General features: G+C 60.3%; 22 protein-coding genes. 12 read left to right on the plus strand and 10 right to left on the minus strand.

All coding sequences use genetic code 11. The features are described from left to right. Both RQH62_RS12000 and RQH62_RS12005 read right to left on the minus strand, forming a co-directional pair. A partial coding sequence (locus RQH62_RS12000; protein WP_311268994.1) for a 3-hydroxyacyl-CoA dehydrogenase NAD-binding domain-containing protein occupies positions 1-251 on the minus strand: 251 nt, incomplete at its 3' end. Then, on the minus strand, positions 248-484 hold the full coding sequence (locus RQH62_RS12005) for a hypothetical protein (protein ID WP_311268995.1): 237 nt from the start codon (positions 482-484) through the stop codon (positions 248-250). The genes RQH62_RS12000 and RQH62_RS12005, both read right to left, overlap by 4 nt. Here RQH62_RS12005 and RQH62_RS12010 point away from each other — a divergent pair. The 4 genes from RQH62_RS12010 to RQH62_RS12025 are packed head-to-tail and all read left to right on the plus strand — an operon-like array spanning position 468 to position 4,226. Next, the gene (locus RQH62_RS12010; RefSeq protein ID WP_311268996.1) at positions 468-1,541 is read left to right on the plus strand and encodes a hypothetical protein; all 1,074 of its coding nucleotides are present in this window, start codon (positions 468-470) and stop codon (positions 1,539-1,541) included. The two genes, RQH62_RS12005 and RQH62_RS12010, sit on opposite strands and share 17 nt — an antisense overlap. After that, positions 1,541-2,350 carry an ABC transporter permease gene (locus tag RQH62_RS12015; RefSeq protein WP_311268997.1) on the plus strand — a complete coding sequence of 270 codons (810 nt, stop codon included), beginning with the start codon at positions 1,541-1,543 and terminating at the stop codon, positions 2,348-2,350. The genes RQH62_RS12010 and RQH62_RS12015 overlap by 1 nt, the downstream gene beginning before the upstream one ends. Then, positions 2,347-3,003, plus strand: coding sequence for an ATP-binding cassette domain-containing protein (locus RQH62_RS12020; protein ID WP_311268998.1), 657 nt, complete (start codon positions 2,347-2,349; stop codon positions 3,001-3,003). Before RQH62_RS12015 ends, RQH62_RS12020 begins: the two co-directional genes overlap by 4 nt. Before the next feature lie 14 nt (positions 3,004-3,017). Continuing rightward, positions 3,018-4,226 carry a glycosyltransferase family 1 protein gene (locus tag RQH62_RS12025; protein WP_311268999.1) on the plus strand — a complete coding sequence of 403 codons (1,209 nt, stop codon included), beginning with the start codon at positions 3,018-3,020 and terminating at the stop codon, positions 4,224-4,226. A 14-nt stretch (positions 4,227-4,240) separates the two neighbouring features. Here RQH62_RS12025 and rfbD read toward each other — a convergent pair whose 3' ends face one another. The 3 genes from rfbD to rfbA are packed head-to-tail and all read right to left on the minus strand — an operon-like array spanning position 4,241 to position 6,521. Next, complete coding sequence (rfbD, locus tag RQH62_RS12030; RefSeq protein WP_311269000.1) at positions 4,241-5,098, minus strand: dTDP-4-dehydrorhamnose reductase; 858 nt, start codon at positions 5,096-5,098, stop codon at positions 4,241-4,243. After that, positions 5,095-5,640 carry a dTDP-4-dehydrorhamnose 3,5-epimerase gene (rfbC, locus tag RQH62_RS12035; RefSeq protein ID WP_311269001.1) on the minus strand — a complete coding sequence of 182 codons (546 nt, stop codon included), beginning with the start codon at positions 5,638-5,640 and terminating at the stop codon, positions 5,095-5,097. The genes rfbD and rfbC overlap by 4 nt, the downstream gene beginning before the upstream one ends. Beyond that, a complete protein-coding gene (gene rfbA, locus RQH62_RS12040) occupies positions 5,637-6,521 on the minus strand; it encodes a glucose-1-phosphate thymidylyltransferase RfbA (protein WP_311269002.1) in 885 nt (294 codons plus the stop codon). Before rfbA ends, rfbC begins: the two co-directional genes overlap by 4 nt. 245 nt (positions 6,522-6,766) lie before the next feature. Between rfbA and RQH62_RS12045 the strand changes: the two genes are divergently transcribed. Next, positions 6,767-7,987, plus strand: coding sequence for a hypothetical protein (locus tag RQH62_RS12045; RefSeq protein ID WP_311269003.1), 1,221 nt, complete (start codon positions 6,767-6,769; stop codon positions 7,985-7,987). A 51-nt stretch (positions 7,988-8,038) separates the two neighbouring features. On the opposite strand, the gene RQH62_RS12050 is transcribed toward RQH62_RS12045, so the two are convergent. The 4 genes from RQH62_RS12050 to RQH62_RS12065 all read right to left on the minus strand — a co-directional run bounded on the left by RQH62_RS12050 (position 8,039) and on the right by RQH62_RS12065 (position 14,325). Beyond that, complete coding sequence (locus tag RQH62_RS12050) at positions 8,039-9,412, minus strand: glycosyltransferase (protein ID WP_311269004.1); 1,374 nt, start codon at positions 9,410-9,412, stop codon at positions 8,039-8,041. A gap of 4 nt (positions 9,413-9,416) precedes the next feature. After that, positions 9,417-12,278 (minus strand): glycosyltransferase, encoded by a 2,862-nt coding sequence (locus RQH62_RS12055; RefSeq protein WP_311269005.1) that lies wholly within the window; start codon positions 12,276-12,278, stop codon positions 9,417-9,419. Between the two features lie 235 nt (positions 12,279-12,513). Then, positions 12,514-13,977: a BNR repeat-containing protein gene (locus tag RQH62_RS12060; protein ID WP_311269006.1), complete on the minus strand. Its 1,464-nt coding sequence runs from the start codon at positions 13,975-13,977 to the stop codon at positions 12,514-12,516. A gap of 168 nt (positions 13,978-14,145) precedes the next feature. Next, positions 14,146-14,325 (minus strand): hypothetical protein, encoded by a 180-nt coding sequence (locus tag RQH62_RS12065; protein WP_311269159.1) that lies wholly within the window; start codon positions 14,323-14,325, stop codon positions 14,146-14,148. Here RQH62_RS12065 and RQH62_RS12070 point away from each other — a divergent pair. The 5 genes from RQH62_RS12070 to RQH62_RS12090 all read left to right on the plus strand — a co-directional run bounded on the left by RQH62_RS12070 (position 14,314) and on the right by RQH62_RS12090 (position 19,010). Continuing rightward, on the plus strand, positions 14,314-14,853 hold the full coding sequence (locus tag RQH62_RS12070; protein WP_311269152.1) for a hypothetical protein: 540 nt from the start codon (positions 14,314-14,316) through the stop codon (positions 14,851-14,853). The genes RQH62_RS12065 and RQH62_RS12070 overlap by 12 nt on opposite strands. A gap of 105 nt (positions 14,854-14,958) precedes the next feature. Then, the gene (locus RQH62_RS12075) at positions 14,959-15,927 is read left to right on the plus strand and encodes a hypothetical protein (RefSeq protein WP_311269007.1); all 969 of its coding nucleotides are present in this window, start codon (positions 14,959-14,961) and stop codon (positions 15,925-15,927) included. 87 nt (positions 15,928-16,014) lie between these two features. Continuing rightward, positions 16,015-16,734, plus strand: coding sequence for an inositol monophosphatase family protein (locus RQH62_RS12080; protein ID WP_311269008.1), 720 nt, complete (start codon positions 16,015-16,017; stop codon positions 16,732-16,734). After that, positions 16,646-18,172, plus strand: a complete 1,527-nt coding sequence (locus tag RQH62_RS12085; protein WP_311269009.1) for an N-acetylneuraminate synthase family protein — start codon at positions 16,646-16,648, stop codon at positions 18,170-18,172. Before RQH62_RS12080 ends, RQH62_RS12085 begins: the two co-directional genes overlap by 89 nt. Before the next feature lie 100 nt (positions 18,173-18,272). Beyond that, complete coding sequence (locus RQH62_RS12090) at positions 18,273-19,010, plus strand: cytidylyltransferase domain-containing protein (protein WP_311269010.1); 738 nt, start codon at positions 18,273-18,275, stop codon at positions 19,008-19,010. 152 nt (positions 19,011-19,162) lie between these two features. On the opposite strand, the gene RQH62_RS12095 is transcribed toward RQH62_RS12090, so the two are convergent. Continuing rightward, positions 19,163-19,345 (minus strand): hypothetical protein, encoded by a 183-nt coding sequence (locus RQH62_RS12095; protein WP_311269011.1) that lies wholly within the window; start codon positions 19,343-19,345, stop codon positions 19,163-19,165. Here RQH62_RS12095 and RQH62_RS12100 point away from each other — a divergent pair. Both RQH62_RS12100 and RQH62_RS12105 read left to right on the plus strand, forming a co-directional pair. Further along, positions 19,338-22,499, plus strand: a complete 3,162-nt coding sequence (locus RQH62_RS12100; RefSeq protein ID WP_311269012.1) for a hypothetical protein — start codon at positions 19,338-19,340, stop codon at positions 22,497-22,499. The genes RQH62_RS12095 and RQH62_RS12100 overlap by 8 nt on opposite strands. 89 nt (positions 22,500-22,588) lie before the next feature. Beyond that, positions 22,589-26,878, plus strand: a complete 4,290-nt coding sequence (locus RQH62_RS12105) for a glycoside hydrolase family 99-like domain-containing protein (RefSeq protein WP_311269013.1) — start codon at positions 22,589-22,591, stop codon at positions 26,876-26,878. Positions 26,879-26,897: the final 19 nt, after the last annotated feature.

The raw sequence follows: 26,897 nt of genomic DNA on the forward strand, positions 1-26,897 counted from the left end.
ACCGCGATGAAGATGGCGTCAGCGCCCTTGACCCCGGCGGCCAGATCGGTGGTGAAGGTCAGCCGGCCGGCCGCGGCATTGTCGCCCACCAGCTTGTCCAGGCCCGGCTCGAAAATCGGCATCCGACGGGCCTCGATCGCCGCGATCTTCCCCGCGTCCTTGTCAACGCACACCACGTCATGACCAAAATCCGCAAAACAGGCCCCTGACACAAGGCCTACATAACCCGTGCCGATCATCGTGATTTTCATGGAATGCGTCCGCCTCCGCGCTGGTCTTTCATCCCGCATGTGCGTGATACTTTGCAGATACAAAGGCGGTGGCCGATATGGCAAGCCTTCACCAGTCCTTTTTTGTCGGCAGGGCGAGAAGCAATGCGCTGGACATTGATTTGTGCAGCGCGTAACAAACTCGCGAACCGAGAGACTTGCTTTTCAATGACAAAAATTCCCGAAAAAATCGGTGGATTGCCTTCGCTTTTCATCGCTACGGTGCTTGTCCCTACCGCTATCGCGACCGTCTATTTCGTGCTGAGTTCCAATGTCTTCACATCGGAATCGCGCTTTGTCGTGAAGAGTTCTGAGAAGCGGTCGAGTGGGGGGCTGGGGGCTCTGCTGAAAAGCGGGGGGTTCACCAACGCCTCTGAAGATGCCTTCGTTGCCAACGACTATATGATCTCACGGGATGCGCTAAACGCGCTCAATCGCGACGGGCTGGTCAGCCGTGCCTATGGCAACAAGAACGTGTCTTTCCTCAACAGGTTCAACGGCCTGGGCACGAACGGCAGCAATGAAAAGCTCTATGCCTTCTACCAGGACCAGGTTGAGGTCAAATATGACGCCGCGTCGGGCATCGCGACCTTGAAGGTCAAGGCGTTCGATCCCGTGGAAGCCCAGACGATCAATCGGCGATTGCTCGATCAGGCAGAGGCGCTCGTCAATCGCCTGAACCGGCGCGGGCGTGAGGATCTGGTCAATTATAGCGGCGCGGAAGTCGCCGATGCCAAGGAAAAGGCGCGGGCCGCAGCGCTCGCCCTGTCGGACTATCGTAATCGCGAAGGCGTGGTCGATCCCGAAAAGCAGGCGACCGTCCAGTTGCAGATGATCTCGAAGCTGCAAGACGACATGATCTCCACCAAGACCCAGTTGGTGCAGTTGCAGATGCTGACGCCGCAAAACCCGCAGGTGCCGGTGTTGCGCGCGCGTATCGCCGAACTGAACCGGGAGATCGCAGCGCAGACGGGGCTTGTTGCCGGTAACCAGAAATCGCTTGCCGCCAGTGCTGCGCAGTTCCAGCGGCTGCAACTGGAAAGCCAGCTGGCCGACCGTGACCTGGCCGCCTCCATGACGTCCTTGCAGGAAGCCCGCAACGAGGCGCGGCGCAAGCAGACCTATGTCGAGCGGATCGTGCAGCCCAGTCTGCCTGACAATGCGGCAGCACCCAAGCGCCTGCGCGGCATCATCAGCACCTTCATCGTCGGCCTTGTCATGTGGGCGATCTCCTCGATGCTGCTGGCTGGTGTGCGCGAGCATACCGACTGATGTCGGACATCGAAAATCCGGGGCGGATACCCAGCCTGCGCCATAGCTGGGCGATCCAGCGAAGGGTGATCGGTGCGCTCATCCTGCGCGAGGTCATCACTCGCTACGGGCGGCACAATATAGGCTTTCTGTGGTTGTTTGTCGAACCGGCGATCTTTACGACTGGTGTCACCCTGTTATGGACGGCGCTCAGGGCCGTGCATGGGGCGGACCTGCCGATCGCGGCCTTCGCATTGACTGGTTATTCCAGCGTCTTGGTCTGGCGCAACATGCCCAACCGGTTGGTTGGCTCCATTGAACCCAATCTGTCGCTCATGTATCACCGCAATGTGAAGGTGATCGACATTTTTATCGCGCGCGTGTTGCTGGAATGTGTTGGCGTCGGCACGTCTTTCTTCGTACTGACGCTGTTCTTCTCGTCGATCGGCTGGATGGAACTGCCGGAAGACCCGGCCAAGGCCATTCTCGGCTGGCTCATGCTGGCCTGGTTTGGCATATCGCTGGCCATGTTTGTGGGCGCCTTGTCCAACCGGACAGAATTGGTCGACAAATTCTGGCATCCCTGCACCTATCTGATGTTCCCGCTTTCCGGGGCGGCCTGGCTGGTGGAAGCCGCACCGCCGAAAGTGCGTGAGATCGTCATGTATGTGCCGATGGTGAATGGTGTTGAATGGGTACGTGATGGATTTTTCGGATCACATTTCACGCCGCATTATGATCCCGCCTATCTGATTTCGTGGAATGTTATCCTGATGTTCTTGGCACTGATCGAAATCCGTTATGCCAGCCGGAATCTCGTGCCCGAATGATCCGCCTCATCGACATCAACAAATCCTACCCGACCCGTCGCGGCCGGAACCATGTTTTGCGCAATATCAATCTGACGCTCGAAAAGGGTCAGAAGATCGGTATATTGGGGCGTAATGGTGCGGGCAAGACGACCCTGATCCGAATCCTGGGCGGCGTGGAAAAGCCGTCGAGCGGTCGGGTGGAGCGGGATATGACCATATCCTGGCCGCTTGCCTTCTCCGGCGCGTTCCAGCAATCCCTGACCGGCTATGACAATCTGAAGTTCATCTGCCGTATCTATGGCAAGGATCCTGAAGCGGCACTGCCGGCGGTCGAGGATTTTGCCGAACTGGGCCGCTATATGAAGGAGCCGCTGAAAACCTACTCGGCCGGCATGCGGGCGCGACTGGGTTTTGCGATATCGCTGGTGGTCGAGTTTGACTGCTTCCTGATAGATGAAGTGGTTGCGGTCGGTGACCAGCGTTTCCAGGATCGTTGCCGCGAGGAACTGCTGGTGAAGCGGGCCGACCGCTCCATGTTCTTCGTGTCGCACAATCCCAATTTCATCCGAGAAAATTGTGACCGGGCCGCGGTTCTGGCCAATGGCTCGCTCGTCTGTTTCGACAATGTCGATGAAGCCTATCATCATTATCAGACGCATAGTCAGGAATGACGGCGTGGAGCTGGTTGTCTCGCGCCTTGGGGTGGGAGATCGGTGCGCGGTCGGAAGTCAGGTCACCGGATAGTCCGCGTCGGCTGGTGGTCGATCTGTCGACCATAGCCCAGCATGATGCCGGCACCGGCATCCAGCGGGTCGTGCGCGCTCTTTGGGAGCAACTGCGCCGGGCGTCGCTCACTGATATCGAACTTATAGCCGTCGCTGCCACGGTGGATGGTGGCTATCGTCGGGCCGACCTGCCGGACGGGCGGATCGTCTTGCCGGGCAAGAATGTGCCGCTGGTGCGATTGCAGCGTGGCGATATCTTCCTGGGTCTGGATCTGGCGGCGCATCGGCTGTGGCGTCATCGGCGGCAGGTGGCGTGGTGGAAGCGGTGCGGCGCGACGATCGCGCTGGTGGTCTATGATGTGCTGCCTTTGCGCCAGCCGGACTGGTTCCCACCCAGTACGGCGCGTCATTTCAGCCGCTGGATACGGGTATTGGAGCGATATGGCGATGTGGCGCTGTGCATATCGGAGTTCGTGTCGGAGGATCTGGACGGACTGTTGCGCACGCGCGGACGGATGAAGGGGCATCCGCTTCGGTATGCATTGCTGCCCCTGAGCGGCGATATCGGTGCCAGCCGCCCCAGCCGCGGCGTCGACGATGCGGGGCACGCCGTGCTGGCGCGGATGCGGGAGCATGCGACGGTGCTGATGGTGGCGACGGTGGAACCACGCAAGGGCCATGCGTTGCTGCTCGATGCCTTCGAACGGCTGCGTGGTACGCTGGGTGGGCGTGCGCCCGATCTGGTGATGGTAGGGCGACCGGGTTGGCGGACGGAGGTTGTCCAGCAACGGATGACCGATCTGGCGCAATCCTGTTCCGCCTTTCATTGGTTGAGCGATGTGTCGGATGAATTGCTCACGGCGCTTTATAATAATGCTGCGCTGGTGGCGGTGCCATCGTTAGGCGAGGGCTATGGCCTGCCGATCGTGGAGGCATTACGCCATGGTCGTCCGGTGCTGGCGCGCGACCTGCCGGTCTTTCGCGAATTGCAGCAACCCGGCCTCTATTATTTCCAGTCCGATACGCCCGACGCCTTGGCCAGCAGCATCATGGCGACGATAGCTGCTGATGGGCCTGTTGCCATAGGCGATGGGGTGGGCTGGGATGTCAGTCTGATGCGTTTGCTGGAGGCATTGGATGTTGATCAGGCGCCAGCCCCAACCGGCTGACGCCTGCATCTTTTTCAGCCCTGGGCTTTGATCGCCGCGATCATGGTGCGCAGATGGACGCGCCAGTGCGGCGCAGGGCCACCGATCGCCGCGAACGTCGCACTTTTGTCCAGCACCGAATAGCTGGGGCGGCGTGCCGGCGTGGGGTAGTCGCTGGTTGCGATGGGTATGATCGTGGCTTCCTGCGTCAACAAGCCAGCGGCCAGAGCTTCCTCCTGGATCGCGACCGCAAAGTCGTACCAGCTGGCCGCGCCACTGTCGGTATAATGGTGCATGCCGCTGGCATAAGCCGCCAGCAGGCGCCAGATGGCGTCGGCCAGGGCGGGGGCGTAGGTAGGTGTGCCGATCTGATCGGCAACCACCCGAACCTCGGGGCGCTCGCCCATAAGGCGCAACATGGTCCGAACGAAATTGCCGCCTTCAGGCGCATAGACCCAGGCGGTGCGGACGATCAGTGCATCCTGGCCAGCCGCCTTCTCTCCCGCCAGCTTCGATCGCCCATAGACACCCATGGGATTGGTGGGGGCATCGGGGCGATAGGGCGTGCCGGCCGCGCCATCGAACACGAAGTCGGTAGAGACGTGCACGAAACGAGCGCCTTGCCGACGCGCTGCCTTGGCCAGGAAACCCGTACCCGCGCCGTTGATGGCCTGTGCCCGTTCCTCGTCCTGCTCGGCGCGGTCGACGGCGGTGTAGGCGGCCGCGTTGATGACAACATCGGGCGCATGCTGGGCGACCAACCGATCGACCGCATTGCCCTGGCTGATGTCGAGATCGGCGGAGCCCAGGCAGACCAACGTCGCCTTTGCCGGAGCGGTGGCCTGAAGGCTGTGGCCCAATTGGCCGTTGCAACCGGTGATGAGGACTTTCACGCGAATGCCTCGATCTCGGCCAGTGTCTTGGCCTGCCGGTCTTTGCCGGAAAGCTGGGGCTCCAGTCCTTCCAAGGGCCACTCGATGCCGATGGCGGGATCGTTCCACAACAGGCTATGATCCGATGCGGGTTCATAGAGCGCCGTGCATTTGTAGAGGAAGTCGGTGCCATCCTCCAGGCTGACGAAGCCATGGGCAAAGCCTTCGGGCACCCAGAACATCCGCTTGTTGGCGGCCGACAGTTCGACGCCGACCCATTGGCCGAAATGCGGGCTGGACCGACGGATATCGACCGCGACATCCCAGACGCGACCGGCGGCTACGCGCACCAGCTTGCCCTGCGGATTGGGATTCTGGAAATGCAGGCCGCGCAGCACGCCGCGCGCTGAGCGGCTATGATTGTCCTGCACGAAATTCAGGTCGAGGCCAGCCTCGCGAAAGGCGGCGGCGTTCCAGCTTTCCATGAAGAAGCCGCGATCGTCGCCAAAGACCCGCGGCTCGATGATCAGCGGGCCGGGAATGGCGGTTTCGATGATCTTCATGCGATGGCTCCCTTGCCCGTCAGCAGGCCCATCAGATAATTACCATAGCCGCTCTTGCGCAGTGGGGTGGCGACCTTTTCGAGCTGTGCGTCATCGATGAAGCCCTGCCGCCAGGCGATTTCTTCCGGGCAGCATATTTTAAGGCCCTGCCGATCCTCGGTCACGCGCACATAGAGCGCAGCGTCGAGCAGCGACCCGTGCGTTCCGGTGTCGAGCCAGGCATAGCCGCGCCCCATGATTTCGACCGAAAGCGATCCTTCCTCCAGATAGAGGCGGTTCAAATCGGTGATCTCCAGTTCGCCGCGCGGGGAAGGGGCGAGGTCGCGGGCGAAGTCCACCGCCCGGCCGTCATAGAAATAGAGGCCGGTGACGGCATAGTTGGACTTGGGTGCGACCGGCTTTTCCTCGATCGTTTCCGCACGGCCGTCCGGACCGAAGGACACGACGCCATAGGCCGTCGGATCGCTGACATAATAGCCGAACACAGTGGCGCCATGATCGCGCGCGCTGGCATTGGACAGCAGTTCGACCAGGCCATGACCATAGAAGATATTGTCGCCCAGAACCAGGGTCGAGGGGTTGGAGCCCACAAAGTCCGCGCCGATATGATAGGCTTGGGCGAGGCCGCCCGGCTCCGGCTGCACCGCATAGGAAAGCGACAGGCCCAGTTCTTCGCCGCTGCCCAGCAATGCCTGAAAAGCTGCCGCGTCGTGCGGGGTCGTGATGATAAGTATTTCACGAATACCGGAAAGCATCAAAGCCGAAAGCGGATAATAAATCATCGGCTTATCATAAACCGGCATCAATTGTTTTGAGACGCCCTTCGTCAGCGGATACAGACGGGTACCAGAACCGCCGGCCAATATTATGCCTTTGCGCACAAGTGTCTCCGATAGATGTTGCGCCAGAGGTCTAATAGAGGGTCGTCGATAAAGCAAGTCGAGTCGAGCGGTTCGCGCTAGGCAAATCCTTCAAAAATGCGCCATTACTGTATCTCGACGTTGGTTTAGGGCAGGTTATCGAAATCACATCGCGATGATGATGGTTGGGTGGATCGGACTTTGAAAAAGCCTGTAGCTGGAACAAGCGCTTTGGACCGTCCGTATGTTCATGCCATGTGCGACATGTGGCGCAGGGAGCCAGACCGGCAGGATATGTGGAGGGTTATGTTTTGACGACAAGACGTCAGGCAGTGGCGGCGCCAATTCTGGGTATTCATCGTTCAGGCACATCGGCGCTTGCCGCCATCGTGCAGTCTTTCGGTATTCCCATCGGGGACATCAGCGACCGGGCATCGGAAGAGAATCCCAGGGGTTTTTTTGAAAGCCAGATGCTGCGTCAGGTCAACGACGACCTTTTCACCTTTCTTGAAGCCAGTTGGGACAATTGGGCGTTCGATGCTGGTCGTTATGATTTTCGGGAAGAGCGTTTCGCACCCTTTCGGGAGCGTGCGCTGGCGGCGATCGACCAATTGTTCGGCAAGGTGGCATTATGGTCGGTCAAGGATCCCCGCATGGCGCAGCTATGGCCGTTCTGGCAGTTGGTGCTGGCGGACTTTATCGTTCGTCCCATCGTCATCATTCGTCCGCCGCACGAGGTGGCCATGTCGCAGATCGCGCGTGCGTCGCGCAATCTGCGGGTGCATCGGGAACTGACCGATGAAGAGGATGTCGCGGCGCTTTGGGCCCTGACCATGCTCAACATTCTGGAACATGTCGGGGCGGAAGGCGCCCTTGTGATTGTGCATGGAGACCTGATCTATCGAACCACAGACACGCTCGACCGGATCAGGGCCTATCTTCGCGTGCGCAAGATCAAGGCGGCCAAGGATTTCGCCGCCGGATTTATCGAACCGGACTATCATCGTGCCAAGGGCGAGGTGTCCGGCGGTCCGTGGATGGCAATGGCCGGGCAATTATTCGCGGATATCCAGGGAGCGGCAGTAGATGGGATCGTGACCCAGGCCGCCGCCGCCAACCTTATAGCGAAGCAGGATGATTTGCATATCATCCGCCCTACGATGGATGGTGCGCGACGGGCCTTGTGGCGCGCGCGCGAGAATAGCGAGGACGCGTGGCGATATCAGCAGATATTGCCGACAACAGAAAAGCTGGCTGACGACGCATTCAAAATGAAGACCGATCAGGGCTATGCCATGGCCAGAAGCGCCTACACGCAGATGTTGCGGGTAGAGGGGCCGCAACTGCTGACGCTGTGGCGTAGCTATCGCCTGGCGAAAGCGGCGGGTAATCGGGAAGAGGCAAGAAAATTGTTGCGGCAGGTGGGAGATCTATATCCCGAATTTCAGCCTGCGCAGGCGGTTCTGGCACGTTACAGGGCGAAGTAGCGCTGATCAATATTGCGGCGGGAAGGTGTGGTGGCACCCTCCCGTCCCGATTCAGGCTTTGGCGCCCTTTGGCTGTAAAAGCGCGAAAGGCGTCTCCTTATCGGTCTTGATGCCTTCCCATCCGGCAAACAATGCCTTCGCATGCTCGGATGGGGCGACCACGACACCATCCTTGTTCAGCTTCGATGCCAGCCGCTTGGCGAAACCAACCTGATCCTGGCCCACCAGATCGGCCAGATTGTCTGTGGGTTCGATCACGATCATGTCGAAATGCTTGTTGGCAAGGCCGCCCATCTCGCAATCCATCAGCACATGCCATGGCCCTCGCCCGAAGCCGCCGGACAAATAGCTGATCTCCTTGTTGGCGAAGAGGGAGGAGGTGCCCCAGGGTGACGGGCAGAGGTGCAGCGTCTGGACTTCGCGGGTCACGCCCGCCTTGCGTAGTAGGTCAACGGCCTGGCCGATCACCGACGTCAGAGGTTCGGCCGACGCGGCACGGGCACCATCGGCATCGTAGCAGAGCGAATTGCGCAGCGAATGGGTGGTGGTCGCCCAGTCCCAGATTTGCGCGGCGCGCGCATCGAAGCTGTAATTGGCACCGATCCGCTGCCACAATTGCTGCGCTCGGCCGAGAACCGAGGGATAATCGAGCAGATATTCCTCAATCGCCGCACCGAAACTATTCATATCGGACGCATAGAGGATCCCGTCGCCGCACACCGTCCTCAATTCCGAAAATTCGTCGGTCAGGATCGGCGTACCGCAGGCCAGACAATCGAAGATGCGATTGTTGATATAGCCGAAATGGGCCATGTCGCTCCAATGGTCGTTGAGCGTCAGGCGGGTGCGGCGATAGAAGTCGGGCAGGGCATCATTGTCGATATATTGCGACTTGACGAGATGGCCGAGCCCCAGATTGCCCCAATGACGGCCGACCACATGGACCGGCGTGCCGGCACCTACGGCCCAGCTAAGGACTTCGCGGCGCACGCCCCTGCTATTAGCGACGAAGGACACATCGCGCCGCAATTTGTCCTGTCCGTCGGCGAAGAAGACGCTGGTGTCGGTACATTGCCGCGCAACATCGACGGTCAGGCCCGATAGTGACCGGATCGCCTTATAATGGGTTTCCGATGCGACATAGACCATGTCGAACTTGGAAATTTCGTCATATTTGATCGTGCCAGGATGGCTGATAATCCATATGAGCGACAATTTGGACGGCGGCGGGGTGTAACTGCGCTTGCCGCGCAGCAGGATGACCATGTCTTCCCCGTCGTCATTGTCCCAGTTCGGCCAGAAATGCTGGACGACGGTCGCACCCAGCTTTTCCAGTGACTTGGCGAGCGCCAGGCCGAAATGATAGTCGCCCCATTTTTCCAGGTTCGGGCCAATAGGGGCCGGATTCTTGATCGCGATCTTCATGGCCTTATTTCTCCGCAAGCGTACGGCGGCGATATTCGGCGAAGAATTCGGCAAAACGTTCCGACACTGGATAGACCTTGTTCTTCTCCAGCTTGGATACGCCCAGCGCAAAAGCCGGGAAGACCGCCGGATAGGAAAATTCGCGTTCGAAGAATTTGCGCGCGCGTTGCTGCCGCTTCGCCGTTTCCTCCGGCTGGTCGAAGACGCGGCGGATGGTCGTCACCAGCTTCTTCTGGTTGCCGAAGGGCACGTTGAGCATCAGCCCGCGCGTTGCCAGATCGGCCAGATCGCTGGTGGGCGACGCGATGATGGTCGGTCCCATCGCCAGCGCATCGGACATCTTGTACGGGCTCTGATACTGGCCAGCCGGGACGTTGGGGTCCAGCCACAGCACGATCAGGTCCGATGCCAGGTTGATCGCGGCCATCTGCTCGGGTGGCTGGGGCGGCAACACGGTGATGTTGTCGCGATGCTCCTTGCTCAGCTTCATGAGGTCGGGCGTGTCGCGGCTACCGACCACCAGCAGCTTGTAGCGCGGATCGCCCAGCGCGTTGAGCAGGTCGACCAGTTCGAAGATGCCCTTGTGCTTGCGCACCAGGCCGCCGAACAGGATGATGCGGTCGTCCGGCTTGAACCCCAGTTCCTTGCGGATCGCGTCGCGATCCATATCCTGCGGGCGATACAGCGAATCATCCTTGATGTTGCGCATGTACAGGCAGCGCCGGTCATAGTGCAGGTTCAGGTTGATATTGTGCGTGAAGACGGTCGGGATCTCCGCGACCAGCGGATCGAGGATTTCCGACCAGATGAGTTCATACGGAACCTTGGCCTTGTCGGCAGCGGCGAACAGGTCGGTCAGTTGCTTTTCGGCATGGGTGTCAGTGGACTTGGCGTTGTTGACCACCGTTTCCAGATCGTTGCATTCCAGCATGACCGGCTTACCGGTGTGGTAATTGGCCATCAGACCCAGACCGAAGGATGTCAGGCGCGGCTTGACCGCATAGATGACATCGCCGGTGATCGCTTCCATGCCTTTGGCGAAATTGCCGAAGAAGTCCGGGAAAGTACCGCCCTCGAAATATTTGCATTCGAATGGCGGCTTCTTGTCTGCCAGCGGCTGGAAGATTTCCTCGTCGAAGAAGCGATAGGAGATCATCTCGACCTCCACATGCTTGCTCAGCGCCTCTGCCACGCAATAAGCCTTGGCGAAATGGTTGCGGCTCATGTCCCACGACACGACCGACACTTTCTTCACCCAGGACGGAAGCTGGGCCGGCAGGCCGTCCTTATAATAGCCTTCGATCTTGTCTGCGATGATCTGAGGAGACTTAGTGTCTTCCTTCTGCACTTTGGTGATCTGTTGCGCGTTGGCGATGCGCTGGTACAGGTTCAGCACATGCGGCACGACACGCGGTTCACGCAGCCAGCAATAGCGCGCGATCATGTCATAATCCTGTCGGCGTGCCAGCCGTTCGTCGAAGCCGCCCAGAACGTCATAGAGTTGCCGGCGATGGATGAAGCTGTTGAGGTCGACGAAGGGCACGGCAAGTTGGTCTTCCAGATGGAAGCCTTTGATTTCCGCCTTCTTGATGCGGATCGTGTCTTCGCCGATGTCGATGTCGAAATAGCCGGCATAGGCGGACATGTTGCCCGGCCAGTTGGCCAGTTCTTCCAGCATGATCTCCAGATAGCGGGGATGCCAGACATTGTCGGAATCGAGATAGGCGATGATGTCGCCTCGCGCGAGCTTCAGGCTGCTGTTGCGCGCGGCAGCGGCGCCCCTCTGCTCGGCATGTTTGGTCAGGACGATCCGCGGATCCTTGAACGACTTGATCGCAGCGACTGTATTGTCCTTGCTGAAATCGTCGCAGATGATGAGTTCGAACCGCTTGTAGCTTTGCGCCAGGACCGAACGGATGGCGTCGTCGATCAGATCCTCGCGATTATGCGCCGGCATGATGATCGACACCAGCGGCCCGACCTTGGGCAATTGCCCTTCGCGCGCCTGGTCGACGCGGCTGAGCGTATTGCTGATCTGGACGAAGCAATCGAGCCGGGTTGTGCCGCGCGCGGCCAGCCGCAGCCGCTCATAATAGGGATTGTCCGCGTAGAGATTGCAGAATTTGTTCAGCGTACCGATCGCGCCGTTGAAGATCGAGCTTTCCGAAACCGATCGCTGGATCGTGTTGAACGCGGCCGATTTGGCGTCGATCTTCGGAATGAGCGCGGCCTTGCCCTTGCCGGGGACGAAGGGCTTGACTTCCTTGGTCGCGGCGGGGGCCTTGCTCTCTTTGGCGGGGGTCTTGGCTGGCTCGGCTGGCGTGCCGCTCACCGGCTTTGCGGTCTTGGCCGGCGTTGCCGTTGCCGGCTTGCTCTCCGTTACTGGCTGGGCTTTGGGGGGCGATTGAACGTCGGCGGCAGGCTTGCTTTCCGGAGACGGCTTAGCTTCCGGCGGCGCCTTGGCCGCTACCTTGTCATCGCTTGCCTTTGTCAGGGCGCTGGCAGGTATAGCCTGGGGCTCGGGAGCAGCGGTCTTGGCCGCTGCGGGCGGCACTGGGGCAGCGTCCGGCGACTGGAAGGTGAGGGCCGGGCCGAGGCGGCGCTGGCCGCCTTCAAGCCATAATTCCACTTTATGCGTGCCGCCTTCCAGAAATTGTTCCGGGATGGCGATGCGAAAACCGCACAGGCCGTTGTTAAAGCCGGCGCGCTCCAGGTCGGGGCGATAGTTATTGGCTTCTGCGAAGGCGACAAATTCGCCATCGATCATCGCCATCACTTCGGCAGGATGATTGTCGGGGTCAAATACCCATCCGATCAGGTTATTTTCCTTAACACCGTCGAAATTGCCGCGAATACTAGTGCTCATTCTTCCCCGCCCTTATGCGCAACGACCTGTTGCCCACGCTTCATGTCATGCCGATGTCACGCACGCCTATTGGCGCGCGCTGTTTTGCGATCTGAATGCCCTCACCCAAATTTGGTTGTCTTTTCTTGCTGATGTTGCAGCGCGGCGCAATAGCGGATGGCGTCGGTCCGACGCTTCACATCCTCGTTTCGGCACCGGATTGAAACAGATGTTGCCGGCAAGGACGGCGAAAGGCTCAGTTCGGCAGGACGAGATAGACAGGCGATGCCGGCGGTTTGCATGCCAACGGCGCCTTGGCATCGCATGCAGGGGCGACGTCACGATTCGAATCTTGTGCGAAATATTGAACTACGCCTGTCGTTGGCTTGCCGCTGTCCGCATCGATGACCGCCACTTTGCGCAGGGTCGGACGCAGTAGGCCGCGCGGCGGGGTCAATATGCCTGCCACCCTGACGGGCGGTTCGGCAGCGCCCTGAGCCTGTCGCATCGCGCCTGAAGGCGCAGCAAAGCGCACGGTTTGCGCTTTGGACCTGGGGAAGGTGACACGCATCGTGCCGGTCGCTGGGTCGAGGCTGGCGATGCTCGTCACGTCGGCCCGCTGTCGGGTGCCGCGTCCCTGGACGGCAACGCGCGTCTTGCCGCTGGCCACTCGCTCGATGCGCCAGCCCTGTGCGGTCGGGCGCGCGACATAGGCCGCGTTCGCACCTGTCTCGTCATATTTGGTATAGGCGATCACCGGTGCGCCACGGCCATCCAGCGACAGTGATGCGCTTGTGCCCAGACCGTTGTCGACGCCGACATCGTCCACCAGATCCGCATTGTCGGCGGTGATCGGGCCGCGCACCGCTTTGCCCGATGCCAGGCGCCAAGTCTGGAAATCGGTGGTGGAAATATAGCTGACGCGGAAATTGGTCGCGGTGTCGGGGGAGCGGCGCCAGACGATCGCCATGTGGAAGCGCCCGTCGACATCCTGTACGGGATTGGTGGGATAGGCGCTTACTGGCCCCTGCCGGTCCCGTGCGGCGAACAGGCCGCCGTCGTTCAACCTTTTCCAGCGGCCGTTGTCGAGCCGATTGGCGATCCATGTGCCATTGCCGCTGCCACCGCTGCGATAAATGAACATGAGCTGGCCGTTGTCGTCGGTCTGGAAGCGTGGGTAGGTTACGCGGGCTTCGTCACTGCCCACCATCGGTGCCAGCGCGATGCCCTGGGCAGAATCGGGGCGTGGTCCGCGGGCATAGACCATGGGTGAGGCGTGCATGTTGGCGGCCACGTGCAGATAGCCTTGCGGGTCGAAGGCCATGAAGATGCTGTTATGGCTGTCCCATCCGCCAAAGCGGGAAGCGATGCGATTGAGGCAGAGCTTGTTCTGGGCAGCGGCATATTCAGCGATCGTGAGTTGCCGGTTGGCATCATAATAGCCGAAATAATATTTGCCGTTGCGTTCCAGGGCGGGGTAGCGGACGCGGACACCGGACCAGGCATCGCCCATGCGAACGGTACGCACTCCCGGATGGTCGCGCGCCTGCTGTGCCACGCTGCATGACTGGGCGCCGGTCCCGGTTGCGCCGGCAGCGGCGATGCTGGCGGGGGGTGCGGCGCTTGCGACGGCAAGATTTGGGGCGGGCGTGTCCACAAGGACGGCGAGGGCCAGAGGGAGCGAAAGCAGCATACCCGCCATAACTGTCAGAGCCTCCATCTTGTTTCCTGGATCATGTCGCAAATCCTGAAGGAAGTCCGAAGTTTTTCAGCCCGGTGGCGGACTTTTGCTTTGTGCTTGCAGCGTCTCTCTCTTCCTGATCCCGAGCCATGTCGATGATTCTTCGCTGGAAAGCAGGTTGTGACCGTGCCACATGGGACGTCAGGTTCAAGGATTGGCTGCATCGCGGCCCAGGAAAAATGGAAGATGAAGATGCCGGATCAGGAGGCGGGTAATTTCTTTTTTGACGCCGTCATGCGGAGGAATTCCAAGCCCGCGTCGATCGCCGTCATCGGCAATTCGCCGCGTCTGGGTCAGGAGCGCAATGGTGAGCGAATTGATGCGCATGACGTGGTTATTCGTATCAATGACGGGCGTACCACGGGATTCGAGGCCTTTGGCGGGGTGAAGACGGATATCCGCTTCGTGGGTGTGCCGATCAAGGAACGCTATTGGACCTTCTTTCGGGAACTGGATGAACCCTCGACCATTGTGACCAGGGTCGAAAATGAGCCCATTCTCAAGGATTTGGGCTATCAGGGCGATCCGATCTATTATCATGGGAAGGATGTGCATACCCATGCTGCGCTGCCGATTCTGTCGCGCTTCGTCGAAACGGGGGAATATCCGCGAAAGCCACCGCGGTCGGGCATTGTCATCCTGTCCTGGCTTTCGCCGTTTTTCGAACGGAATGTGCCGATTTCCCTGTTCGGTTTCGAAATTGAGCCGCGGAAGGCGGGCGAAGAACATTATTACAAGGATGGTCGGGATTTCGGCCGGGCGTTGCAGCATTGGGACGACGCGCATTGTCCGATGGAAGTAGAGTTTGCAGTTCTTGGCCGGCTCAGGGACAAGGGGTGCATCCATTTCTACTAAGTGCGGTTCGATCGACCGTTCTTAAATGTTGATTTACGCTGTTTACCGATCATGGATGACAACATCTGATCGGACGTGATTTCAGTGACTGATAAAGGGTGACAGGTGGGCGATATAGAGATCAAGAACGGGGTAATTATTGGTAAGAAGGGTGAGCTTTTTCTGGCGGACGGCCAGCATCGCCCCTTGGACTTCATCACCGGCAAGGTCGATGTTTCCGAAGCCTCGATCATGAATTTTCAGGCGAATCTGGTTGCGCGCGCGGAGCATGCCGCGGGCTGCGGCGCGCGCCACGTTCATCTCGTCGCCCCGGACAAGCATACCGTCCTCAAAGATTCTTTTCCGATCGACGATCCGATCATTCTGGGCGACATTTATCGGCAGCGCGTCCGCGCGCCCTTCCTTTTTCCTACGGAAAAGCTGCGTGAACTGGAGCATGGTGGCTATGGTTTTGCCGATACGCACTGGAACTGGCGCGGCCGTCTGGCGGCTGTCGAGGACGTGGTGCTCGGGCTTGGTCTCGACGAAACCATGGTGCGCGAGCAGGTGGAGGCGCTGACTAAGCTGATCCGGCCGCGCGCCGAAGATGTCGCGGGTGATCTGGGCAAGCGGTTCAAGCCGCCGATCACGCAGGCCAATGAAACCCTCGCCGTAAACTGGAAGGTGCACAAGTTCGACAATCAGGTGACCAGCGGCAATGATGGTCGCATGAACCTGCTGATCAGCGAGCACCCCAATGCGCAGGGCCGCATCGTGATCTTCGGCGATTCCTTCATCGCCCAGGCACTGTCGCTGTTCACGGCCTTCTTCAGGGACATATTGTTCTGCCGGACGCAATATTATCATAAGGAAATCATGGTGGGCGCCCGGCCCAACTATGTGCTTACGGAAAATGTCGAGCGCTATCTGAGTAATGTCCGTCCGGACGAGGAGGCGCCGCCACTATTGTTGATGGCGATGCTGCGCGGCAATCCGGTCAATTATGAGAAGAAAGACCTGGAAGCTTTTTCTGCGGTGCTGTCCGGCCACGGATCGCGCTACAAAGGACTGGTGGAAAAGCTCAAAGCCGAATAATGGAGTGGGCGCTGCCGTTGCGGTGGCAGAAACGGGCGCGTCGACCGCGCCCGGCCAAGATCATGCGAATCAAGGATCGGGGGCTAAGTGTCGATTTCACCTTTATTGGAAGATAGTTGGGCGCTAGTTCGCGCCAATCTCGACCATACCTTGTCATTGCGTCGCGATATCACCTGGAAGCCGGATGGCAGTCCGGTTACCCAGGCCGACCTGTTTCAGGAAAAGTTGATCGCAGATTTCCTGCGGGCAAATCTGCCCGACGTCACGTTGGTGGCGGAGGAGAGCTATGAGGCGGGACAGGATATACGGTCCGGTTGGGTCGCCGTGCTCGACCCGATCGATGGCACCGAGAATTTCTGTTCCGGCCTCAAGGAATGGGGTGTCGCCCTGTCGATCTGGCGCGACGGTGTTCATCAGGGCAGTGCGCTGATGCTGCCGGAAATGGGCGATATCCTGATGTCGGGCATGACTATCCCGACCTACCAGTCGCGGATCGTGGGTCTGTCCTCTTCCTATAATGCAGAGATCGGCGCCATTCTGGCCGGCAATCCTGAAGGCCGGGTGATGGGCTGCGCCGTTTACAACATGTATAATGTCATACGCGGGGCCTATGCGCGGTTCGTCAATCCCAAGGGAGCCTATTCCTGGGATCTTCTGGCGGGTGTAGCGCTGGCACATGAAGCCGGTTGCGCGGTATTTCTTGAAGGGGAATCTTATCATGGACAATTTCTCGACCCCGATAAGCGCCATCGCGTCGACATATGGCACCGACACGATCTTCATCCTGGGCAAGGGCCCGTCGGCTGACAGCGTTCCGGCGGAAGTTTATGCCGGATCACTGGTGATCGGCATCAACGACGCCGAGCGCATCTACCCGGCCGATATTTCGATTTTCCATGCGGATTGGGTCAAGCAGTCGCTGGCCGAAAGCGGTGCGCGGGCACGGTTGTACCTGACCTCTACGGATTTCCAGACGGCCGGCGCCGAAGTGGTTCGGGCGGAGCATGTTCCGCTCAGCCAGGAAAGTGGCGACCTGATGATGCAGCGCCTGCTCGGCGGTGATTTCGTCATCGAGGATGTGCTGCTGATCTCGGCATTGCAGGTCGCCCGCAAGGTGGCCGAGGCGCGCGGGCGGCCGCAGACCGTCTATCTGGTCGGCTTCGATTTTCGCGCCGACATGGGCAGTGCCCATGCGCTGGGACGGTCTTACGAAAATGATACCGCGGACCAGCGGCGCCTGCGCATCGACATGCAGGAAAATTTCCTGCTGAACGCGCTTTACATGTTGCGCGGGACCGATCTCGACGTCGTCCATGTCGGCGATCGTTCCTATTCGCGGATGACCACCACGGACTTGCGCCACCATTTCCTGCCTGGCGGCGGGGAAGCGGAGCGGCCCTGGGCGGTATCCGTGATCGCGGAACTGACTACCAACCATTTCGGCGATCGCGGTCGGCTGGAGCGGATGGTCCGGGCCGCCAAGGCGGCAGGCGCGAATTTCGTCAAGATCCAGAAGCGCGATGTGGAAAGCTTCTACAGCCGTGAGCAACTGGCGGCGCCCTACAAGTCGCCGTTCGGGACGACCTTCGCCGATTATCGCCATCAACTGGAATTGAGCGACGATGATTTCGGCTATCTGGACGGGCTGTGCAAGCAACTGGGTATCCAGTGGTTCGCATCGGCGCTTGACGTTAAATCCTATCGCGAGCTGATGGATCTGGGGTCGGCGATGATCAAGCTGCCTTCGACCATTTCGGAGCATACCGATTATCTGTCGATGGTAGCACGGACCTGCGATCGCCCGATCGTGCTGTCGACCGGCATGACCGACAAGGCGTTCGAGAATTGGGTGCTCGAAACTTTCAAGGCCAGCCCGCAGCTTTATCTGTTGCAGTGCAATTCGGCCTATCCGACCCCGGCGGAGGACTGCAATGTCGGCGTCGTGCGCCACTATGACAGGCTGTCGCGCGAGCAGCCGCAGATCGTGGCCGGCTATTCCAGCCATGATGCGGGTTGGTTCGGATCGGCGCTGGCCGTGGCCGCCGGTGCGCGCATGGTCGAAAAGCATGTGAAGCTGGGCAATACCGAATGGGCGCATTTCGACGCCGTCGCGCTCGACCTGACCAAGTCTGAATTCAAGGACTATGTCGCCAAGGTCCGCGAGGCGGAGATCGTGGTGGGGTCCGAAGAAAAGGACATTCGTCCAAGCGAGCATCATAAATATCGGGTCGCCGCCGCCGAATAAGGGCCTGAGACAGCCGCTGCATGGGCAGCGGCTGTCCTGCCGTTGACCCACCACAGGCGCCGCCGTTCGGGCTGCGCGACAGAATGAAGGCATAGTCTGCATGTCGAAGTCCAGCCGGATAGTGGCGCTGATGATCGGGCGGGGTGGCAGTTCGCTCAAGGGCAAGAATGTCCTGCCTATCCATGGCGTCCCGTTGATGGTGTGGGCGGCCTCCGCCGCTTTGCGCAGCGCCCATATCGGCCGCTATTATGTCAGCAGCGACGATGATGAGATTTTGGAGACGGGGCGCAAGACGGGGTACACGCCCATCCGCCGTCCCGACGAACTGGCGAGCGCCACCGCGCAAAGCTCCGACGCGGTACGGCATGCGATGGCGCTGATCGAGGCCGAAGGGGATGTCGACATCGTGGTGGTTCAGCATGCCAATGTCGGCACTATCACTGAACGGATGGTGGACGATTGCATTGAGGGCCTGCTTCAGGATCCGACACTGTCTTCCGTCGTGCCGTGTCATGATATGTCCGAATATCATCCCTATCGTGGCAAGACAGTGTTGGCAGATGGTACGCTGGCGCCGTTCGTGCCGGGATCAGGCAATGCATCCGCCAATCGCCAGGAATTGCCGACCTGCTTGTTCTTCGATCATTCCATCTGGGCGCTGCGTGCATCCGCGGTGTGGGACAAGGAAGGGCAGGGGCCGTGGCCGGTGATGGGCCAGCGCATCAAACCCTATCTGACCGAGGGCTGTTTTGACATCCATACGCTGGAAGATGTCGCCAAGACCGAAGAGTGGATCACCGCCAATGGCGTGGTGAAGCCAGTCTATCCGCTGGCCTGACAGCCGGTTGTTCACATCCGCACGTCGGGGTCGGTGTTGCCGCTCCGTTCGGGTGATTTTCGATGCGGCTGGGCGCGGCGCGACTGGCCGGACATTCCGGGTTTTGCAATTGACACGGCCTGACGGGCCGGTGCAAGTTTCGGCAACCTAAGCTAAAATGGGGCAAGATTAGTGTCGAGTGGTCCTAAGTCGATAACCACATCCGGGCCGCAGAACGCGAAAAGCGTCAAAACAGACAGTAAATCACCGGGAAAGCCAACAACTGCGCCGGTGAAGACACCCACCATCCTGATTTCCGGCGCCCCGATGTCGGGTGGCGGGGTGTTGGTGCGCATGTTGTCGTTGCTGGGCTGCGCTGCGCCGGCAACCCGTGCGCCAGCGAAGGCCGAACAGGGTGCCGAACCCTGGGAGTCCCAGCCGCTGGGTGAAATCAATGCACGGCTGCTGGTCGCGGCGAAGGTGGAATGGTCGGACTGGCGCGGTGCCAATCTGGCCGCCATCCCGCCGGCCGACATTGCCCACTTGCAAGAGGCTGCGCGCAAGGCGTGGACGGCCGAATTCGTCGATGACCAGCCGCGCCTGTTCAAGGATCCGCGCAACAGTCTGCTACAATCCTTCTGGATTGACCTGCTCGGCGATGCATCCGCGCAACGGGCGATCGTCATGACGCGCAACCCGATTGAAGTGTCTGCATCGCTGTCGCAGCAGTTCGGTCTCGATCCGTTACAGGCGACCTTACTCTGGCTGCGCTACACGCTGGATGCTGAACATGGCAGCCGGTCGCTGCGGCGGATGTTCGTGCGATATGACGACCTGCTGCAATCGCACCGGGTCCAGATCGAACGCCTGGAATCCGGCCTGGACCTGACCTTGCCCAACCAGTCGGAAGGGGCTTTCGTCGACGTTGCCAATTATCTGTCCGGTTCGCTCCGCCATCATCGCGATACCAATGATATCTTCCGGCCGCTGCCCCATGCCGCGGAATGGGTGGCAGAAGTGCATCGCGTTATGCGATCCTGGGTGCTGCATGGCGAAAATGCTGCGGACCAAGGCGTACTGGACGAAATCCGCGCCGACCTCGATCGCGCAAGCGCTACCTTTGCACCGGTCGTGAAGGATCACGCCGCTCTGACTCGCAAGCTGGGCAGCGTCACCGGCAAGCTGGCGAAGGAAGAGGCTGGCCGCGCGAGCGAGCGCAAGAAGCTCGACCAGACCATCGCCGATCTACAGCAGAAGCTGGCGGTTGGCGGCGACAAGGACAAGGCGGCCGAATGGGACAAGCAGCTGGCCGAGAAGGCCAAGGCCATCAAGACCTTGCAGGAGGCGGTCGCCAGCAGTGACGCGAGCATAGCGGAGCTGAAGGCGACGCTGGAGGAGCGGCAGGCAAAAATTTCGTCTTTCCGCCGCGAATTGCAGAAACGCGAAACCAGTCTGGCCGAAACGCAAGCCGCCCGCGACGCTCTTAAGGCGAAATTGTCGAAATCGCTGTCCGAACAGGAAGTCGCTGCCAGCCAGCGCGCTGACCTGGAGAAAAAGGTAGGCGCCGTGCAGGCGCAAGCCACTGCGCTAGAGGGGCAACTGACCGAAGCCAGCAGCAAGACGGCACAGCAGAATTTGGAATTGGCGGGCCTGCGCGCGGCGGCTGACCTGCATGACAAGGCGCTGGCGGAACGTGACAGCCTGATGAAGGGGGCCATGGACGCACGCGAAGGGGCGGATGTGCGGCTGGCCCAGTTGACCGAGAAATTTACCGAGCAACTGTCGTCCTATCAGACGCTGATGCTGGAAAAGTCAGCGGTGGAGGTCGAACTGGTTCGGTCCGCTGCCGCGCTGGATAAGGCCGGGCATGACCTGGCATGGGTTGAAGGCGAAAAGCAGGGTTTACGCCGGGATGTTGCCGACCGGGACGTGCAGCTGGGCCGCTTGCAGGCGGAACTGGAGACTGCGAAGCAACAGAAGGTTACGGGCGATCAACGGGTCGCGACGCTTACCAGCGAACTGGCGCAGCGTGGCGAGGAACTGAGCGTCGCGAAAAATGCCGGGGCTGCGTTACAGAAGCTATCCGACGAACAGGCGGCAGCGCTGGCCCGATCGCAAGAAGGGCTGGAGAAGGCGCGGGCCGAACTCGATATCGGTGAGCGTCACGCGGCTGAGAGCAAGGATGCCATTGCGGCGCTGGAAGCATCGCTGGTCGAACGCGACGCGCGTATCGAAGAAGCAGAAGGCCGGGCCAGCACACTGGGCGCCGATATCGTGCAGTTGCAAGGCGAGCATGAAGCCTTGTTGCAGCAACGGGATGTCGATGCGGAAGAGCGCAAGTCTCTCGAAGCGGCTCTTGCCGAAACGCAGGCGACGGCTTCGGAGCGTGAAACGCTGTTGGCTAGGCTCCAGAGCGCCCATGAAGGGCTTCAGCGCGATAATGAGAACAAGGCTGAAAAACTGTCGATGCAGACGGCTCAACTGGTCGCTTCGCGTGCCAAGCAAGCGCAGTCGCAGCAGGAGCGGCTGGCGATCGGCGATCAGCTCAAGCAGGCGCATGAGGAACTGGAGCAGGTACGTAGCGATCTGACCATCCGGGACAATGAGGCTGAAAGCCTCAATGGCGACCTCGACATGGCGCGCGAACAGATGGTCAAGGATCAGGAGGCTCTGCAAAAGGCGCGGGTGGATGTGCAGGGACTGAGTCAGCATCTTCAACATGCCCGTGCCGATGCGCAGGGCCTGAAGGACGCCAAGGCCGAACTGGAGAAGGTCGTCAAGCTTCGCCTGGATGAGGTCACGGCATTGAAGCGTGATGTCGAAACGCGGGACAAGGCGTTGACGGACCGCGATACCCGTTTGGCAGATGTCGAGAGCAAGCTGGCGCAAACCCAGAGCGCCTTGCTGCAACGCCAGTTGGAAACCGAGGAATCGGCGGAAGAACTCCGCTTCCTGCGCAGCCAGTTGAAGGATGAGCAGGACGTCCGGTCGGCCAAGGAAGAGCAGTTGCGGCTGACGGACGAAAAGCTGGAAAAGGCGCAGGCGGAATTGCTGGCTGAAAAGGACCATGCTGCCAAGGCCGAACTGGACCATGAAAAGGCCATTCAAGCGCGTTTCCAGGAAATTGCCCTGCTAATGACGGCGCTCAAGGACGCGCAGGAGAAGGAAACGGACCTCGCCCATTTGCGCGTCGTGCGGCATGAATTGTCGCGTCGGACCGACTCACTCTATCTGCTGTTTGTTCGGGTAATGGACGCACTGATTGCACAGGTTGCATCGCCGCTGCTGCCTAAGAAGGTGAATCTGCGCCGCCAACAGGCGGTGCTGGAACGCTATGGTCTGTTCGACGCGGGATGGTATCTGGAAAATAATCCCGATGTTTATGAGGCTGGCATGGATGCCACCGCGCATTTTGTGGCCTTTGGATTGCAGGAGGGTCGGACCCCCAACCGGGCTGTGGACGAACTGCGACGGAGTGCCGCAGCTATGGCGGATAACAAGGGGCGATAGGGGCCGATCGCCCGCCTCGACAGGATGGCTGGCCGACCTCGACGATAGAGAGAGGGCGCCGTGGCGCCTGATCGCAACAAGGGCTGACGATGTTGAATTTTAAAGAGCTGGCCAAGGAAATCGATCAGTCAGGCCTGTTCGATCAGAAATGGTATGTAGAGAATTTCCCCGACGCCGGCCTGCTGGATATCGAGCCACTGGAGCATTTCGTCCGCTTCGGCCTTTTGCTGAAGCGCGATCCGGGGCCGGGATTCGATACGCGCCATTATATGGATACCTATCCCGACGTTCCGGCGGCGGGCATGCACGCGCTTGTCCATTATGTACGCTTCGGCAAGAGTGAAGGGCGCCAGCCCCTACCGCCCATGGCGAAGCTGGCGGCCGTTGCGCCGACGGCCACTGCTCCGGAAGGCGTGACGTGGGTGTTGCGTCACGCGACCGACGCCTTTGGCCTGCGTGGTCTTGAACCTCATGCGCCGCTGGCAGTGATCGTCAATATCGTCACGTCCCAGGATGGGGCGGCTATGTCTGCCCTGCTGGGCCGGATTCCGGCGGAATTCGATCTGTTCCTGCTGGGCGGGACGCACAATCTGAACGTCGATGACCTGCCATCCTCCGTCCGTTCTCTGACCCTGTTGGGGGATGCGGATGAAGCGGGCAATGCACGGGGTTTCACCCGGCTGGCCGGGTCGGGCGCGCTGGACGGCTATGTCGGTGCGCTATGGCTTTCACCGCAGGATGCGGCCGGACCGCTGACGGATGACGATATTGCCAGGCTGATCGGCCTGCATGGGGCCTTTTGTGCCGATCCCCAATGGGGCGTCGCCGGCGATCGTTTCATAAGGCTGGATCGAGCCGATCCTGCGCACGCGCCGCTGGTGGCCGCGCTCAACACCGTCTTGCCGCGGCTTGGCCTCCTGCTAGGTCAGGCGCCGCTCGATGTTCCGGCGGGATGGGGCCTATGGTTCAAGCCGTTTCTGTCGCGCGTGCTGGGTGTGACGATGCGGCTGCATGAGATGACTGCGAATGGGGCGGGTGGCAAGTTCCCCGGTCGCGCCAGCGTGTTGGCGATGCTTTCTGCCGGTGCGCGGGAAGCGGCCCTGGACGTTCGCCCCGCAGCCCGGACATTGCCCGCCGCGCCGGCAGACCGCGTGGTCAAGGCGGTGGCCTTCTACTTGCCGCAATTCCATCCGATCCCGGAAAACAACACCTGGTGGGGCAAGGGTTTCACCGAATGGTCAAATGTGGCGCGGGGGCGCCCGCTGTTCCGCCACCATTATCAGCCGCGCCTGCCTGCGGATCTGGGCTATTATGACCTGCGCTTGGAAGATACTCAGGTCGCGCAAGCCGATCTGGCCCGCCAGTTCGGTATTCACGGCTTCTGCTTCTATTATTACTGGTTCAACGGCAAAAAACTGTTGAACCATCCAATCGAGCAGATGGCGAAATCCTCCCGGATCGACACGGGTTTCTGCGTCTGCTGGGCCAATGAGAACTGGTCGCGCAACTGGGACGGACAGAACCGCCATGTGTTGATGGAGCAGCAATATTCGCTGGAAAGCAATATTGCCTTCATCCACGAAATGATCCCGATGATGAAGGATCCACGCTGGATCCGCTATTGTGGCAAGCCCGTGCTGGTCGTCTATCGTATTTCGATCATTCCCAACTGGATGGAAACGGCCCGCATCTGGCGCGAGGAATGTCGCAAGGCGGGGCTGGGTGAAATCCATCTGTGCGCGGTGCGCTTCGGGCTGGAAACGCTGGGCGGACAGCCGCAGGACCATGGCATCGACAGCTATGTCCTGTTCCCGCCGCATGAAGGCGTGCGCGTCGATTTGCGCGATAAGGTCCATGATCGCCACAAGGATTTCGGTGGCGAGATTTTCGATTACAACGCCGTGGCGGATGGCGATGTCGAAAAATATGTCGACGGTTATGAATGGCCGGTCCATCGCGGCGCGATGCTGGGCTGGGACAATACTGCCCGTCGCCTGACCGATGCGCGCATTTTTACCGGCGCGACGCCCTATGGCTTCCGCCGATGGATGAAGGGCATATTGGACCAGGACAATCGCCATAACCCGGCGCCTGAAACGATGATGTTCATTAACGCCTGGAACGAGTGGGCCGAAGGCACCTATCTCGAACCGGACCAGCGCTGGGGGCTGACGAACCTCGCGGCCTTCCAGTCTGCGGCAGAAGCCGTGCCCGGTCTGCGCCCCGTCACCCTGCCGCAAGGCGTGGCGGCGCAGCCCAAGGCGGAGAACCGGCTAGCCTATCTCGGCAGCCCGCTGAACGATGCGGCCGACATGCCGCGCGGTCCGGTCTGGTATCGCGGCTTCAAAGAAGCGGACCCGTCCAGGCCCACTATCCTGCTCTGCGCGCATATTTCCGGTCATCAACTGTTTGGCGGAGAGCGCAGCCTGCTCGACGTGCTGGAGGCCTTGGCCAAGATGCCGGTCAATGTCGTCATGACCCTGCCCAGCGACAATAATCGTGACTATATCAAGCGCATTCAGAAGCTGTGCATGGGCGCATACGCCTTCCGCTATCCGCAATGGATGGACAAGCGGGCGGTCTATGCCTGGCTCGCGCTGGATTTTGCCGACATCATCGCGCGCCATGCGGTCGACATTGTTCACGCCAATACCATCGTCCTGCTGGAACCGATCGTTGCCGCGCGACGCATGGGCCGCATCGCGCTGACCCATGTGCGGGAGCTTATCTCCCTGGACGAAGGGTTGCAGGAGCGGATGAACCAGACCACCGGTGAGATCGTCAGCGCCGTGTTCGGCAATACCGACTGGCTGATCGGCAACAGCCGCGCCACCTGCGAACTGTTCGCGCGTGGCGACCGGACGCTCTATGTGCCCAATGCCATCAGCGCTGAAGATTTCGAGATGCGCAATGTCTTCGGCAATGGCATCAAATTCGGTATCGTCAGTTCCAACATCCCCAAGAAGGGGATCGCCGATTTCGTCGAGGTGGCACGACTTGCCGCCGCGCGAACCGACCGGGCCAAATTCGTCATCATCGGCCCGCGCACGCCGCAGATCGATATCTGGATGGAGGAGGTTGCGCGCGGCGAACGGCCGGACAATCTGGTCTTTGCCGGTTACAAGGACAGCGCGCGGGCGGCGATGATCGAAGTGAACGTGCTGCTCAATCTGTCCACCTTCGCCGAATCCTTCGGCCGTACCGTGGCCGAGGCGATGGCCGCAAGGCGGCCTGTGATCGCCTATCGCTGGGGGGCGCTGCCGGAACTGGTCCAGCATGGCGAGACGGGCTATATGGTGCCGTTCCGCGATATCGATGGGGTCGTCGATGCCGTGGTCGATCTTTGCGCGCATGACGACAAGATCGGCGTCATGGGCGAAAAGGGTCATGCCTTCATTACCAGCAATTTCTCGCAAGCACGGCTGGGCGAGCAGGTGATGCTCGCCTATGAACGCATCTGCGGCCGACCGATGCGGGCCGATGCGGCAGCCGCTGCCACCGCCAAGGCGCCGCTGGCGATTTCGGCCCAGACGATCGGTGCAGCCCTGCCGACGACGATCATCATTCCGGTCTATAATGCACCGGAGGAAGTGCGCGCCTGTATTACCTCCGTGCTCAAACATACCGATCTGCGCGAAACGCAGGTGCTGGTGATCGACGATGGCAGCCCCGATCCCGCGATCGCTCCGTTGCTCGACAGCTTCGTCGGCATACCGGGCCTGACCATCCAGCGGTCGCCGCAAAATCAGGGCTATACCCGCACGATCAACATGGGCATCGCGCAGGCGGCTGGACGCGATGTCGTGCTTCTCAACAGCGATACGATCGTGACGCCCAAATGGCTGGAGGGACTGCGCGCCACCGCCTATAGCCGTCCGCAGGTCGGCACGGTGACGGCGATGGGCGACAATGCCGGCGCCTTTTCCTTCCCGGTGTTCAACCAGAAGTGCGAGAAACCTGCGCATCTGGGACATGAGGAATATGCGTTGGCGATGGTGCAGGGCGCCTTTGGCTGCACGCCGCCCGAAGTCCCGACCGGATCAGGCTTCTGTCTGTTCATCCGTCGCGCGATGATGGACCTGTGCGGTACCTTCGACGAAGAGGGTTTCCCGCGCGGCTATGGCGAGGAGAATGATTTCTGCCTGCGCGGTATGAAGGCGGGCTGGGCCAATCTGGTTTCCCCTTGGGCTTTCGTCTTCCATGTCCGTACCGCGAGTTTCAAGGGCGAGAAGGATGAGCTCATCAAGGCTGGCGTGGATGTCGTGACGAAACGCTATCCCGACTATGCGCCGATGGTGAAGGCGGCTTTTGCCGCGCCCGACATGATGGCGCTGCGTGAGGCGACCGGCGCCGTCGTCAATGGGCTGACAGCGGCTTGAGGTATGAGGCGGGCTTTTT

The sequence above is a fragment of the Sphingobium sp. WCS2017Hpa-17 genome, assembly GCF_031843765.1.
GTDB lineage: Bacteria > Pseudomonadota > Alphaproteobacteria > Sphingomonadales > Sphingomonadaceae > Sphingobium.

Excerpts from the sequence above, each read along its gene's own strand:
- RQH62_RS12005 (WP_311268995.1), bottom strand. The coding sequence starts at position 484 with ATGAAAAGCGAAGGCAATCCACCGATTTTTTCGGGAATTTTTGTCATT.
- RQH62_RS12015 (WP_311268997.1), top strand. The coding sequence starts at position 1,541 with ATGTCGGACATCGAAAATCCGGGGCGGATACCCAGCCTGCGCCATAGC.
- RQH62_RS12020 (WP_311268998.1), top strand. The coding sequence starts at position 2,347 with ATGATCCGCCTCATCGACATCAACAAATCCTACCCGACCCGTCGCGGC.
- rfbC (WP_311269001.1), bottom strand. The coding sequence starts at position 5,640 with ATGAAGATCATCGAAACCGCCATTCCCGGCCCGCTGATCATCGAGCCG.
- RQH62_RS12050 (WP_311269004.1), bottom strand. The coding sequence starts at position 9,412 with ATGAAGATCGCGATCAAGAATCCGGCCCCTATTGGCCCGAACCTGGAA.
- RQH62_RS12055 (WP_311269005.1), bottom strand. The coding sequence starts at position 12,278 with ATGAGCACTAGTATTCGCGGCAATTTCGACGGTGTTAAGGAAAATAAC.
- RQH62_RS12060 (WP_311269006.1), bottom strand. The coding sequence starts at position 13,977 with ATGGAGGCTCTGACAGTTATGGCGGGTATGCTGCTTTCGCTCCCTCTG.
- RQH62_RS12065 (WP_311269159.1), bottom strand. The coding sequence starts at position 14,325 with ATGCGCATCAATTCGCTCACCATTGCGCTCCTGACCCAGACGCGGCGA.
- RQH62_RS12085 (WP_311269009.1), top strand. The coding sequence starts at position 16,646 with ATGGACAATTTCTCGACCCCGATAAGCGCCATCGCGTCGACATATGGC.
- RQH62_RS12090 (WP_311269010.1), top strand. The coding sequence starts at position 18,273 with ATGTCGAAGTCCAGCCGGATAGTGGCGCTGATGATCGGGCGGGGTGGC.
- RQH62_RS12095 (WP_311269011.1), bottom strand. The coding sequence starts at position 19,345 with ATGCGCACCAACACCCCGCCACCCGACATCGGGGCGCCGGAAATCAGG.
- RQH62_RS12105 (WP_311269013.1), top strand. The coding sequence starts at position 22,589 with ATGTTGAATTTTAAAGAGCTGGCCAAGGAAATCGATCAGTCAGGCCTG.